Annotated in this window: 10 protein-coding genes and 1 pseudogene; 5 read left to right on the forward strand and 6 right to left on the reverse strand. The window is 61.5% G+C overall.

All coding sequences use genetic code 11. The features are described from left to right. Window positions 1-96: 96 nt before the first annotated feature. From GSQ88_RS05580 to GSQ88_RS05600, 5 genes are all read left to right on the forward strand, one after another. Window positions 97-1,401: an O-acetylhomoserine aminocarboxypropyltransferase/cysteine synthase family protein gene (locus GSQ88_RS05580; RefSeq protein WP_159006396.1), complete on the forward strand. Its 1,305-nt coding sequence runs from the start codon at window positions 97-99 to the stop codon at window positions 1,399-1,401. A 12-nt stretch (window positions 1,402-1,413) separates the two neighbouring features. Next, window positions 1,414-2,430 (forward strand): homoserine O-succinyltransferase MetA, encoded by a 1,017-nt coding sequence (gene metA, locus GSQ88_RS05585; protein WP_159006397.1) that lies wholly within the window; start codon window positions 1,414-1,416, stop codon window positions 2,428-2,430. Between the two features lie 147 nt (window positions 2,431-2,577). Then, window positions 2,578-3,330, forward strand: coding sequence for a polysaccharide deacetylase family protein (locus GSQ88_RS05590; protein WP_159006398.1), 753 nt, complete (start codon window positions 2,578-2,580; stop codon window positions 3,328-3,330). Window positions 3,331-3,531: 201 nt separating this feature from the next. After that, entirely contained in the window at window positions 3,532-5,406 is a 1,875-nt protein-coding gene (gene recQ / locus GSQ88_RS05595) for a DNA helicase RecQ (RefSeq protein ID WP_159006399.1), read from the forward strand. 165 nt (window positions 5,407-5,571) lie between these two features. Further along, window positions 5,572-8,277 carry a bifunctional diguanylate cyclase/phosphodiesterase gene (locus GSQ88_RS05600; RefSeq protein WP_159006400.1) on the forward strand — a complete coding sequence of 902 codons (2,706 nt, stop codon included), beginning with the start codon at window positions 5,572-5,574 and terminating at the stop codon, window positions 8,275-8,277. 277 nt (window positions 8,278-8,554) lie between these two features. Here the strand turns inward: GSQ88_RS05600 and gfa are convergent, their stop codons facing one another. The 6 genes and pseudogenes from gfa to GSQ88_RS05630 form a co-directional block, all read right to left on the reverse strand. After that, complete coding sequence (gene gfa, locus GSQ88_RS05605; RefSeq protein ID WP_159006401.1) at window positions 8,555-9,118, reverse strand: S-(hydroxymethyl)glutathione synthase; 564 nt, start codon at window positions 9,116-9,118, stop codon at window positions 8,555-8,557. A 175-nt stretch (window positions 9,119-9,293) separates the two neighbouring features. Next, complete coding sequence (locus tag GSQ88_RS05610) at window positions 9,294-10,403, reverse strand: S-(hydroxymethyl)glutathione dehydrogenase/class III alcohol dehydrogenase (protein ID WP_159006402.1); 1,110 nt, start codon at window positions 10,401-10,403, stop codon at window positions 9,294-9,296. A gap of 39 nt (window positions 10,404-10,442) precedes the next feature. After that, entirely contained in the window at window positions 10,443-10,961 is a 519-nt protein-coding gene (locus tag GSQ88_RS05615) for a c-type cytochrome, methanol metabolism-related (protein WP_174247925.1), read from the reverse strand. A 91-nt stretch (window positions 10,962-11,052) separates the two neighbouring features. Beyond that, on the reverse strand, window positions 11,053-12,927 hold the full coding sequence (locus GSQ88_RS05620) for a methanol/ethanol family PQQ-dependent dehydrogenase (protein ID WP_159006403.1): 1,875 nt from the start codon (window positions 12,925-12,927) through the stop codon (window positions 11,053-11,055). 402 nt (window positions 12,928-13,329) lie between these two features. Next, window positions 13,330-13,410 carry a pyrroloquinoline quinone precursor peptide PqqA gene (gene pqqA, locus GSQ88_RS05625; protein WP_035721241.1) on the reverse strand — a complete coding sequence of 27 codons (81 nt, stop codon included), beginning with the start codon at window positions 13,408-13,410 and terminating at the stop codon, window positions 13,330-13,332. Between the two features lie 212 nt (window positions 13,411-13,622). Then, window positions 13,623-13,997, reverse strand: a pseudogene (locus GSQ88_RS05630) (YkvA family protein); the annotation flags it as partial. Between the last annotated feature and the right edge of the window lie 7 nt (window positions 13,998-14,004).

Consider the following 14,004-nt stretch of genomic DNA (forward strand, 5'->3'; position numbering starts at 1 on the left):
GCTGCGTTGACGGCCCGCCCCTACAACCGGGATGCGGCAATGGGGTAAAATAAAACGCATGATGAAATGCGTGCCGCCAAAAAGCAGAGGTGGACCATGCGCAACGAGACCCTTGCAATTCACGCCGGCTACGACCCCGATCCCGCGACCAAGTCGGTCGCGGTCCCGATCTATCAAACTGTCGCCTACGCCTTCGACAGCGCCGATCACGGCGCCGCTCTGTTCAACCTCGAGGCCGAGGGCTATCGCTATTCGAGGATCGCCAACCCCACCACCGCGGTGCTCGAAAAGCGTGTCGCCGAGCTCGAAGGCGGCGTCGGCGCGCTCGCGGTCGCGACCGGACAAGCCGCCCTGCATTTCGCCTTTGTGAACGTCGCCGATAGCGGCGGCAATATCGTCTCGGTGCCGCAGCTGTACGGAACGACGCACACGCTGCTCTCGCACGTCCTGCCGCGCCAGGGCATCACCGGCCGCTTCGCCGAGAGTGACAGACCCGATGCGATCGAGCGGCTGATCGACGAGAATACCAAGGCGGTGTTCTCCGAGACGATCGGCAATCCCGCCGGCAACGTCTGCGACATCGAGGCGCTGGCGAAAGTCGCGCACCGTCACGGCGTGCCGCTGATCGTCGACAATACGGTCGCCACCCCGATCCTGCTCAAGCCTTTCGATTACGGCGCCGATATCGCGGTGCATTCGCTGACGAAATTCCTCGGCGGCCACGGCACCACGCTCGGCGGCGCAATCGTCGACAGCGGCCGTTTTCCCTGGGCGGATCACGCCAAGCGATTTCCGACCTTCAACGAGCCAGATGAATCCTATCACGGCATGGTCTACGCCAAGCAGTTCGGCTCCAGCGCCTATATCCAGCGCGCGCGCAGCGTCTATCAGCGCACCATGGGTTCCGTGCTCTCGCCGTTCAACGCATTCCTGCTGTTGCAGGGAATCGAGACCGTGGCGCTGCGCATCGAGCGCCATGTCGAGAACGCGCGCAAGGTCGCGGACTTCCTGCGCAAGGATCCGCGCGTCGCCTGGGTCAATTATGCCGGCTTTTCCGACAGCCCCTATTACGGGCTGGTCCAGAAATATCTCGGCGGTCAGGCCTCGTCGCTGTTCACATTCGGCATCAACGGCGGCCTCGAAGCCGGCAAGGCCTTTTATGACGCGCTTAACCTGATCACGCGGCTGGTCAATATCGGCGATGCGAAATCGCTGGCCTGCCATCCGGCGTCGACCACGCATCGCCAGATGTCGCCGGAGCAGCAGCGGATGGCCGGCGTTCTCCCGGAGACGATCCGGCTCTCGATCGGGATCGAGCACAGCGACGACATTATCGAGGACATCGATCAGGCTCTCGCGCGGGCCAGCGCGCGGCAGCAGCCGCTGGTGGCGGCGGAATAGACCGGACATCCCATGGCGGTGCTGTTCGACAAACATCGGCGTATCGTCAGCCCGGCGCTGGCACCCGATCAGCTGCACGAGGCCGATCACACCGAACGGCGGCAAGACGCCGATTCGGTACTCACGATCGGCCTGATCAACAACATGCCGGATTCCGCACTGCAGGCCACCGAGCGCCAGTTTACCCAACTGCTGCAGGCTGCTGCCGGAAACACCCGTGTCCATCTGCATTGCTTTTCGCTGCCGTCGGTGAAGCGCTCGCCGCAGGCAAGGCAATCGATGGAGGGCCGATACGGCGATATCACGAATCTCGGCCGGCTGCGGATCGACGGATTGATCGTTACCGGTGCCGAACCGAACGCCGCCACCCTTCCCGAGGAGCCGTTCTGGCAGGACCTCACGGCGATCATCGACTGGGCGCGGGACAATACCCGTTCGGCGATCTGGTCGTGCCTTGCCGCCCACGCCGCGGTGCTGCATCTCGACGGCATCGAGCGGCAACCGCTCGACGTCAAATGCTCAGGGGTTTACGACTGCGCCAAGGTGACCGACAATTGGCTGACGCGGGACATCAACTCGCCGCTCAAGGTCGCGCATTCGCGCGTCAATGCGTTGCGTAACAGCGACCTTGCAGCCGGCGGATATCAAGTGCTGACCGAATCGCCGGAAGCTGGCGTCGATATCTTCGCCAAACGGCTGGGCAGCCAATTCATCTTCTTCCAAGGGCATCCGGAATACGAGGCGCTGTCGCTGCAGCGGGAATATCTGCGCGATATCACCCGGTTCCTGTCACGCCAGCGCGATGCCTTTCCGGCGTTTCCGGCAGGCTATTTTGAGACCGAAACCGAAAACAAGCTGGCACACTACCGGAAGCGGGCATGCGCCGAACGGCAGATACCGCTGAGTGTCGAGTTGCCTCATTTGACGCTTCGTCCCGATCTTGCCGTCGGCGTGGCGGCGGCGGCGCTGTTTCGCAACTGGCTCGAATATCTTTCCGACGGCGTTAAATCGCGAACCGGCGTGATATGATTTTTCAAACAGGTTCCCCGTTATGACTAATGGCGAACGGCGCTTGCATGAAACCGCGGGTTGAGTGATTCAAATAGACGATGATCCGGCCGGAAAGCCGTCCCATTTCCGGCGACCAATATCCGATCCAGCGAAAGCACCGATAGCATGCACCCGGCGTGGTCATCCCTGAAAGCGCGCATCGGCAACAGGCTGGCGCGGCATCTGCGGCCCCAGCCGTTCAGGCTGCGCAACAATGGCCCGATGGTCAGCTTCACCTTCGATGATGCGCCGATCAGTGCCGCGACGCGCGGCGCCGGGATGCTCGAGGAGTATGATGCGCGGGGAACCTTCTATGTCGCCGGCGGGCTCGCCGATAGCTGGTCCGGCAACTGGAACACCGTCAGTGCCGACGATGTCGCCGATCTTCACCACCGAGGACATGAAATCGGCTGTCACACGTTCTCGCACACCCGCGCGACCGATCTGACCTCGGCGGCGATGGCGGCGGAGCTGGAGAAAAATCGCCGCTATCTGCTGGCGCTCGACCCCTCGATCCGGATCGAGAATTTTGCCTATCCCTATGGTACGGGTTCCTTGCTGCGCAAGGGGCAGCTCGGCAAAGCCTTCCGGTCCTCGCGCGGCATCCTGCCCGGCGTCAACAGCGGCACCGTGGACCTGCAATATCTGCGCGCCACGCCGCTGGTCGATTGCCTGATCGACCGTGACGGGATCGATCGCGCCTTCGATGAAGCCGTAGCCTCCAACGGCTGGCTGATTTTCTACGGCCACGACGTGGAGGCTGAGCCTAGCCCCTACGGCTGCACGCCGGCGCTGCTGCGCCATGCGCTGGAAGCGGCCGCCCGCCGCAAAATCCCCGCCATGAGCGTTGCAAATGCACTGCAACTGGCCGGTGCATAGGCGCTTAGCGCCCGGTCGATACCCGCCAGAAGCGATATGCGTTGCCGCGAATCTGGGCTAGACCTGTCGCGACCGTTGACTTAGAGCGGGATGACTTATCTTCGAATCGTCACCCCGCTCTAGTTTATTGTTTGAGCATGATCTTTTCGGAAAACCGGTTTCCACTTTTCCGGATCATGCTTTAGCCCGGATTGACGCCGCATGCCCGCTACCAACATTGCCCCGGCGCGCCAGCGTGGGGCCGGCGCCACTGCCGACGCGCTCTCCGTGCTGAATTCCGTGTTCGGCCTGCCCGGCTTTCGCGGCGCGCAGGAGGAGATCGTCAGGCATGTCACCGATGGCGGCAATTGCCTGGTGCTGATGCCGACCGGCGGCGGGAAGTCGCTCTGCTATCAATTACCGTCGCTGTTGCGCGAGGGCTGCGGCATCGTGGTCTCGCCGCTGATCGCGCTGATGCGCGACCAGGTCGCGGGCCTGCTGGAATCCGGCGTCAAGGCGGCGGTCCTGAATTCCACGCTGTCGTTTGAGGAAGCGACCGCGGTCGAGCAGCGGCTGCTGGCGGGCGATCTCGACCTGCTTTATGTCGCGCCGGAACGGCTCTTGACGCCGCGCTGCCTGTCCTTGCTCGGCCGCGCGAAAATCGCCTTGTTTGCGATCGACGAAGCGCATTGTGTGTCGCAATGGGGTCACGACTTCCGCCCCGAATATATCGGCCTGTCCGTCATCGCCGAACGTTTCCCCAACGTACCGCGCATCGCGCTCACCGCCACCGCCGACGACCTGACCCGGCAGGAGATCACCGACCGCCTCGCCCTTGCCGGCGCGCCGCGCTTTGTCGCGAGTTTCGACCGGCCCAACATCCGCTATGAAATCGTCGACAAGCAAAACGCCCAAACCCAGCTCAAGGCCTTCATCCAGCAACGCCATTCCGGCGACGCCGGCGTCGTCTATTGCCTGTCGCGCGCCAAGGTCGAGGAAACCGCTATCGCGCTGGCCAAAGCCGGCATCGTGGCGCTGCCCTATCATGCCGGGCTCGACGCCGGCCGGCGCGCCCGCCATCAGGATCGCTTCCTCAACGAGGACGGTATCGTGATCGTCGCGACGATCGCGTTCGGCATGGGGATCGACAAGCCGGATGTGCGTTTCGTCGCGCATCTCGATCTGCCAAAGAGCATCGAGGCCTATTATCAGGAGACCGGCCGCGCGGGGCGCGACGGCAAACCCTCCACCGCCTGGATGGCCTATGGCCTGTCGGATATCGTGCAGCAGCGCCGCATGATCGATGAGTCCACCGGCGCCGAGGCGTTCAAGCGGGTGTCGATCGGCAAGCTCGATGCGCTGGTCGGCCTTGCCGAAACCGCCAACTGCAGGCGCAGCCGCCTGCTCGGATATTTCGGCGAAAGCCCGCAGGCCGCGACCTGCGGCAATTGCGACAATTGCCTGTCGCCGCCGCTGGTTCGTGACGGCAAGGTCATCGCGCAAAAACTGCTGTCCTGCGCCTACCGCACCGGGCAGCGCTTCGGCGCGATGCATCTGATCGACGTTCTGATCGGCCGACTGACCGAGCGGGTCAAGCAATTCGGGCATGAGCGGCTGTCGGTGTTCGGCATCGGCAGCGAACTCAATGAAAAACAATGGCGCGCCGCGATGCGCCAGTTGGTGGCGATGGGCCATCTGCGGGCCGACAGCGAGGCGTTCGGCGCGCTGAAGCTGACCGATACCGCGCGCGGCGTGCTGAAAGGCGAGACCGAGATCCTGCTGCGCGAGCAGACCTCGGGCCGCGATCGGCCCAGCCGGACCAAATCAAGGCGCGGCGATCTGGCTCCGGCGCCCGGCAACTCCGGGCAAGCCACCGATGCCAACCTGCTGGGCGTGCTGCGGGCGTGGCGTTCCGAAGTCGCGCGCACGCGCGGTGTGCCAGCCTATGTGGTGCTGCACGATGCCACGATCGAGGGCATCGCGGCCTCCCGCCCGAGAACGCCGGAAGCGCTCCGCGACATTCCCGGCATCGGCGACAAGAAGCTCGAACGCTACGGGCGTGAGCTGATCGAACTGGTCAACGGCACGGCGAGTTGATCGAATCAGCGGTTGGCCGCAGGCGGCCTTAGACCAAAGGACAACCTGCGCGCGTCGCTGGAGTCCATGATTCCAGTATTTTACCACGATTCAGATTTCGTTAACCCTGATTCCCAAGGGTTCATCCACCCTCGCATTGTATCCAAGTCGTCCAAGGAGAGGGCGATGCTACAGAAAATCTCCGACACGGTGAGCAGCCACTACGATGATCCTGCGCCGGTCCGCGAACGTAACCCGCTAAACCTCCTGATCTTCGGCGGGGTCTTGTTGATCGCCGCCATTGTGATCGGTACCTCCTTCACCATCGTCAGCTTCCGGCAACGCGCTCTGGAGAATAGCGAGCGCGAGTTGCAAAACACCGTTCTGCTGCTGGCCCGCCATTTCGATCGCGAACTCGGCAATTATGACGCGATCCAGCGAAACTTCGTAACGCGCGTACAACAGGCCGGGATCCGGACGCCCGACGCATTCGACCGGAAAATGTCCGGCGAAGACGCCCACGAAGCCCTTAAAGCCTTCGTCAACGAGGCGCCGGAGATTGCCCGTCTCAACGTATTCGATGCCAACGGCGAGTTGATCAATTCATCGGCGGCTTGGCCGGTACCCGCGATCAGCATCGCCGAGCGCGACTACTTCAAGCTATTCAAGTACGACCCAGCGTCGCCCGATCTCATCATCACGCCGGTCCACAGCCGGTTTGCCGAGGGCTGGACCACACTTATCGCGCGCAAGATTACCGGCGCGGACGGCACGTTTCTCGGAGTGGTTTCGCGAGGCATGTCGCCGGCCAATTTCGAGACATTTTTCGAATCGCTTGCGCTTGGCGCCGGGGCTGCTATTTCGATGACTCATCGCGATGGAACGCTGCTGGCGCGCTATCCGCATGTCGAGGCCATGATCGGGCAAAATCTCAGCACCGCCCCGGTCCAGCAACTGCTGCGGGGAACGGATTCCGGAACGACGCGCTTGCTAAGTCCTGTCGATGGCGAATACAGGCTGGCCGCGGCGCGGACCCTGAACGGATTCCCCCTCTCGATCATCGCGGCGATGAAGGTTTCCAGCGCATTGGCCGACTGGCGTGAGCAAACGCGCTTCCTGATCGGCGCGGCCGCGCTTTCGGCCATAGTGATCGCGCTGACCCTGTTTCTCATCGTGCGGAAACTTTCGGCGCAACACCGCAGCGCCAAACGAAGGCTCGCGATCGAAAAGGAGCGGCTCGACACCGCCATCAACAACATGGCGCAGGGCCTGTTGATGTACGACAGGGACAGCCGGATTGTGCTATGCAACCAGCGCTATCTCGACATGTTCGATCTGTCCCCGGAGATCGTCAAGCCCGGCATGCATTTCCGCGATCTGATGGCCTATCGAAAATCCATCGGATCGTTCAAGGGCGACGTCGACGCGTTTTGCTATAACGTCCTGCGTCACGTCGACCTCAATCAGGTCAGCCACAATGTCGTTGAAACCGACGATGGCCGTTCGATCGAAACCATGGTCCAGCCGATGAAGAACGGCGGATGGGTAGGGACCCAGGAAGATGTCACCGAGCGGCGGAGCGCCGAGCGGAAAATTGCCCGCCTGGCCCATTACGACGCGCTGACCGACCTGCCGAACCGCGTGCTATTTCGCGAGCGGGTCGAGCGCGAGCTCGAGTTGACCAAACGCGGCGAGCAACTCGCCATGCTCTATATCGACATCGACGAGTTCAAGGCCGTCAACGATTCGCTCGGCCATCACGTCGGCGATGAACTGCTCAAGGCGGTGGCTTCTCGCTTGCGGCACTGTGTCAGGGAGACCGATTTTGTCGCCCGGCTCGGCGGCGACGAGTTTGCCATCGTGCAGACCGGGATCGGGCAACCCAGCGACGTCATGGAGCTCGTCAAGCGAATCTACGACGTCATCCGCGCGCCTTATGAATGTCTTGGGCACCAGGTCGCGACCGACGCCAGCATCGGTATTGCGCTGGCGCCGCACGACGGCACCGACATCGATCAGCTGCTGAAAAGCGCCGATCTCGCGATGTATGGCGCCAAGGCCGATGGACGCCGGACTTACCGCTTCTTCGAGGCCGAGATGGATGCGCGCGTCAAGGCGCGCCGCACGCTCGAACTGGACATGCGCCAGGCCATCATCGACGGCACATTCGAAGTCCACTACCAGCCGGTCGTCAATCTCAGGTCCAACGAGATCGTTGGCTGCGAGGCGTTGCTGCGCTGGCGCCATCCGGTTCGCGGCATGATATCGCCGGCCGAGTTCATCCCGGTCGCTGAAGAGACCGGGCTGATCTGCGAGATCGGCGACTGGGTGCTGGCCACCGCCTGCGCGGAGGCGATGAACTGGCCGCCGGATATCCGGCTCGCGGTCAACGTGTCGCCGGTCCAGTTCAGGAGCCACGCGTTTTCGCTCAAGGTCGCCAACACGCTGGCGACGACGGGTCTCGCGGCAAGGCGGCTCGAGCTGGAGATTACCGAGGCCGTACTGATCCGCGACGACGACGCTGCGCTGACCCTGTTGCAGCACCTTCGCAACATCGGCGTGCGGATTGCGCTCGACGACTTCGGCACCGGGTATTCCTCGCTGAGCTATCTACGGCGCTTCCCGTTCGACAAGATCAAGATCGACCGCTGCTTCGTCGACGGCATCGAAGACGCCGATGGCGCCTCGGCCATCGTGCAAGCCGTCATCAATATCGCCAATTCGCAGAACATGACGACGACGGCCGAAGGCATCGAGACCGATCCGCAACGCGAGGTGCTGCGTGATCTCGGCTGCACCGAAATGCAGGGCTTCCTGTTCAGCCGCCCGCTGCCGGTCGCGCAGATCCGCACGCTGCTGTCGGAGCAGATCGGGAAGGTCGCGGCGGCCTAGCGCGGGATGACTATTGATTGAATCGGCCCCGATTTCCCTTCACCTCTCCCATTGGGAGAGGTCGGCGCGTAGCGCCGGGTGAGGGGTTAAGGCCCCTCGTTCGGTATAAGAGCCCTCACCCGATTTGCTTCGCAAATCGACCTCTCCCTACCGGGGAGAGGTGAAGGGAAGCGCGCGGATAGCCTCGATATCATCCCGCTCTAGGCATCGGGTCGGGACATGGTTATGAAGCTGCCGACGGTCATGACCGCCGGCAGTTTGTCACCAAATAACGCGATCAGGCAGCTTTGGATTTCGCCACATGGCTGGCGATCGCATCCATCAGCGCCGGCGACAGGCAATCATAGGGTTCAAGCCCGATTTCCTTGAAGCGCGATCTGATGGCCCCCATCTCTTCCGGCTTGACGCCGGATTCGATCACCGACGATACGAACGCCGCAAATCCCGGAGCCTCCGAGCCGCCTTCGGTGAACAGTTCCGGATGGATGAAATCCAGGCCGTAGAACGGATGGCCCTTGTTCTCGATGCGGCCGTACATATGCGTCCCGCACGCCTTGCAGGCATGCCGCTGGATCGTCTTCGAGGCATCGACAATGTGAAGCTTGTCGCCGTTTTCAAGGACGGTCACGTTATCGCGCGGCACCACGGCTACCACGGAAAATGTGGCGCCCTCGGGCTTCCAGCATTGGGTGCAGCCGCAAGCGTGATTGTGGGCGACATCGCCCTTGACGCCGACCTTGACCGGATGATCCTTGCATTTGCAGACCAGCGTACCGCCGGCAAAACTGCCCGAGCCTTTCTTGACGCCACTATCAATCGTTGGATGGAGATGCACAGTCATAGGCCGATCCTCCCTTGTGTTTGAAGCTCTTGACTTGGAACGCTACGTTTAGAGCGCGATGAGCCTTGTTCGAATGGCCATCCCGCTCCATCTCTTCATCTGAGCATGATCTCCGGGGCAAACGCTTCGCGTCAGTCCCGTGGGAAAACCGGTGCCCCAATTTTACCGATCATGCTTAGAACACGACGACCGAACGGATCGATTTGCCCTCGTGCATCAACTCGAATCCCTTGTTGATGTCTTCGAGCTTGAGCACATGGGTGATCATCGGATCGATCTGGATTTTTCCGTTCATGTACCAGTCGACGATCTTCGGCACATCGGTGCGGCCGCGCGCGCCGCCGAACGCCGAGCCCTTCCAGACCCGGCCGGTGACCAGTTGGAACGGACGGGTCGCGATTTCCTTGCCGGATTCCGCGACCCCGATCACGACCGAGACGCCCCAGCCGCGATGGCAGGCTTCCAGCGCCTGACGCATCACCGTGGTGTTGCCGGTGCAATCGAAGGTGTAATCGGCGCCGCCGTCGGTCAGCCCGACCAGATGCTGCACGATATCGCCATCTACCTTTTTCGGGTTGACGAAATGGGTCATGCCGAAGCGGCGGCCCCACTCTTCCTTGGAATCGTTGATATCGACGCCGATGATCTTGTCGGCGCCGACCATCTTGGCGCCCTGGATCACGTTGAGCCCGATGCCGCCGAGGCCGAATACGACGACGTTGGAGCCCGGCGTCACCTTGGCGGTATTGACCACCGCGCCGACGCCCGTGGTCACGCCGCAGCCGATGTAGCAGCTCTTGTCGAACGGCGCGTCCTCGCGAATCTTCGCGACGGCAATTTCCGGCAACACCGTAAAATTCGAAAACGTCGAGCAGCCCATATAATGGAAGATCGGCTTGCCGTTGTGGCTGAAGCGCGAGGTGCCATCGGGCATCACGCCCTTGCCCTGGGTGGCGCGGATCTGCGTGCACAAATTGGTCTTCTGGCTGAGGCAGCTTTTGCACTGCCGGCATTCCGGCGTGTAAAGCGGGATCACGTGATCGCCCGGCTTCACCGAGCTGACGCCCGGTCCGATCTCGCGCACGATGCCGGCGCCTTCATGGCCGAGGATCGAGGGGAAAATGCCCTCGCTGTCCAGGCCATCCAGGGTGTAGGCATCGGTGTGGCAAATGCCCGTGGCCTTGATCTCGACCAGCACTTCGCCGGCCTTGGGGCCTTCCAGGTCGAGCTCGACGATTTCTAGCGGCTTCTTGGCTTCAAACGCCACTGCGGCACGTGTCTTCATCTCATACTCCCGTAGCGTTCTTCAGCATCGCGAATGCGTTCATTTGATACCTGTGCAACTGGATTCGGCCTGCTTGGCCGCCTCGGACTTGTCTTCGTGGGTAGGCGGCCGGCCACCCGGAATGGCATCGTTGGCGCGTGCGCGCAGATACACGTAGATATCGTCGACGTAGCACATCACGTTCACATTGGTCGCAAACGACGGCATCACCTTGTCGTTGGCGGCGTCGACGTTCTTGCGGCCGTTGGTGACGACATTGATAAAGTCACTGTAGCTCAGCGTCTTCAGCGAATTGGCCAGCGCCGGCGCGTAAGTCGATCCTTCGCCATTGGGCCCATGGCACACGTGGCAATCCGAGTGATAGCGGCGGAAGCCGGAGAACGTGTACCAGTCGACCATCCCGTCCGGGCTGATCTTGTAAGTGGGATTGCCGTCCTTATCCATGTACTTGCCGTTATCGGATGACACGATCGCCGGATCACCCGATCCGTCCGCGCGGGCGACGCCACTCGCCAACACACTCGCCGCGACTGCGAGCACAAATTTCCAGTACTTGATATTCACGCGAACATTCCTCGTGGAGCCTTGAGACGAAATCGGCGCGCAACAGAACTGCGGCGCGCCGATCGATTGTCAGTTCACCTTGCCGTTATTCAGACGGCAGCGCGAACACCGTCAACGTTCCGCCAAGCGAGGTATAGGAGGCCAGACCCGCGTAGCCACCGACGGCGCCGAGGCCCGCGGTATCGACGGTCTTTTCCTTGCTGGGCAGTTTACCCTGATCGACCGCGCCATGCCACGCCGCGGCGTTTTCCGGCTGCAACAGGCCGGCCGCAAGACCGATACCCGCCCAACCGCCGACGCCGGAGAGGACGCCGACATATTGCTTGCCGCCGTGCTCATAGGTCATGACGTTGCCGATGATGCCCGACGGGGTCTTGAACTTGTAGAGTTCCTTGCCCGTCTTGGCATCGACCGCCTTCAGATAGCCTTCCAGCGTGCCGTAGAACACGACGTTGCCGGCCGTTGCAAGGGCGCCGCCCCAAGCCGAGAACTGCTCCTTGTTGGACCAGGCGATCTTGCCGGTCTTGCCGTCCCAGGCGATGAAGTTGCCCATGTTGGTATCGCCCTTGGGCGGATACATCGCGACCGCGGCACCGACGTAAGCCTGACCAGCGGTGTAGGCCACCTTGTAGGGCTCATAGTCCATGCAGACGTGGTTGGTCGGGACGTAGAACAACTGCGTCTCCGGGCTATAGGCAGCCGGTTGCTCGTCCTTGGTGCCGAGCGCTGCCGGGCAGATGCCCTTCGAGTTGGTGTCTTCGCCCTGGTGCTGAGTCGAATAGGCATCGACCACCAGCGGACGGCCATAGGTCTTGGACGATTTGTCCATGTCGACCTTGGTCGCCCAGTTCACCACCGGATCGAACTTTTCTGCGACCATCAATTCGCCGGTGGCCCGATCCAGCGTGTAGCCGAAGCCGTTGCGGTCGAAATGCGTCAATATATTGCGCATTTTGCCGCCGATCTCTTGATCGCTCAGGATCATCTCGTTGACGCCGTCGAAATCCCATTCGTCGTGCGGCGTCATCTGATAGATCCACTTGACCTTGCCGGTGTCGAGATCGCGTGCCCAGATCGACATCGACCACCTGTTATCACCGGGGCGCTGCACCGGGTTCCAGGTCGAGGGATTACCCGAGCCGTAATAGACCAGGTTCAGCTTGGGATCGTAGGAATACCAACCCCATGTCGCGCCGCCGCCGATCTTCCATTGATCGCCCTGCCAGGTCGAGGTCGACGAGTCCGGTCCGACCGGCTTGCCGAGCGACGTGGTTTTTTCCGGATCGATCAGCGTGTCGGCATCCGGTCCTTCCGAGAAGCCGCGCCAGGCGAGCTTGCCGTCCTTGATGTTGTAGGCGCTGACCCAGCCACGAACGCCGAATTCACCGCCGGATACACCGATCAGAACCTTGTCCTTGTAGACGAATGGCGCATCCGTTCCGGACTGGCCCTTGCCGGCTTCGCCGTCCATCACCGACCAGACTTTGGCGCCGGTCTTGGCGTCGAGCGCGATCAGCGTGGTATCGGCCTGATGCAGGAAGATCTTGCCGTCGGCGTAAGCGACGCCGCGGTTGACCGTGTCGCAGCACATGATCGGGATCACGTTGGGATCCTGCCGCGGCTCGTACTTCCAGATGATCTTGCCTTCATGGTTCAGGTCGAGCGCATAGACCGTATTCGGGAACGGCGTGTGCACATACATCGTGTCGCCAATCACCAAAGGGCCGCCCTCATGCCCGCGCAGCACGCCGGTCGAGAAGGTCCAGGCCACCTGAAGCTTTTTGACGTTGGATGAATTGATCTGGTTGAGCTTCGAATAACGCGTGTTCGCGTCATCGCCTTGTTGCATGACCCACTGCTTCGGATCCTTGGCCAACTGGTCCAAGGCCTCGTCGGCCCTGACGGCTCCCGCGGCGAGCGCCGCAACGCCAAGACCTGTCGCGATTAGCACCTTGCGCATCATTATTCCTCCCGGTTGCGAGCGATGGTTCCGCTAGAACGGTCCACTTTTCGGTATTGCTCATCGGGATTTTTACCCGGTCTCGAACTGGAAAACTTGCCCGAGAGGGAAGTCGTTTGCCCCGGAGCGAAATAAAATGAATTTTTTCAGCGGCGCTGCCGCTTTTCCCGGGGCACGTTCATGCTGCGTAGCAGCATAGGCTGGAGTCCGTGGCGGCCCATCAAACCTGTTGCGGACGCCGCAATATTTTTGAGGTCCTGGTTTTTAAGATTTTGGTTTTGAGGTTTTGGTTTTGGGATCTTGGTTTTGGGATCTTGGTTTTCGGTGTGAGGCCTTCAAAGGACGTCTGCCCGGCGCGATGCGGCAAGGCCGACCGAACCGGGCAGATCGTTTCGACGTCGTCTATTTGCGCGCCGCGCAGGCGTACATGTTGATTTCCATGCCCACCGGCACTTCGACAATCTTAGGAGTCTTCCAGGTCATCAGTATCCTCCGAAGTAATTTGGCGCGAACGTCACGCCGGAGCCGAACCTAGGAGCACGCCCGACATCGCGCAAGTGCTCGCGATTGAAGATTGAATGCCCAAGGGCTACGCACGCCTTCGACATTTCTCTCTCGAACAAGGCAAGTTCTCTCTCAGACAAGGCACTCACCGGGTGATTGGGCTGATCTAAACAAAAACCCGAATAGCCGCTCTATCTATTCCAGCGCGAAAGCGCGAACCAACACAATAGCGCCGCGCCTGATACCCAAATCACGATGATGGCGGCCGCTGCGATCTTGCCGCCGTGCGGGCGCTGCATGAACTCGCTGGCCCTGGCCCGATATTCGGCCATGGCCGGTTCCGGGATCAACGACACGACCAGCCAGATACCGAGCGGCACCAGAATCAGATCATCCAGATATCCGAGGATCGGAATGAAATCCGGAATGAGATCGATGGGAGAGAATGCATAGGCGGCGACAACGGCCGCAAGAACCTTCACATACCAGGGCGTATTGGGATCGCGGGCGGCCAGATAGACCGCGTAAACGTCCCGTTTCAACGCACGCGCCCAAACCTTGATGCGATCGAAC

The sequence above is a fragment of the Bradyrhizobium sp. S69 genome (assembly GCF_009766005.1).
Taxonomy (GTDB): Bacteria; Pseudomonadota; Alphaproteobacteria; order Rhizobiales; family Xanthobacteraceae; genus Bradyrhizobium.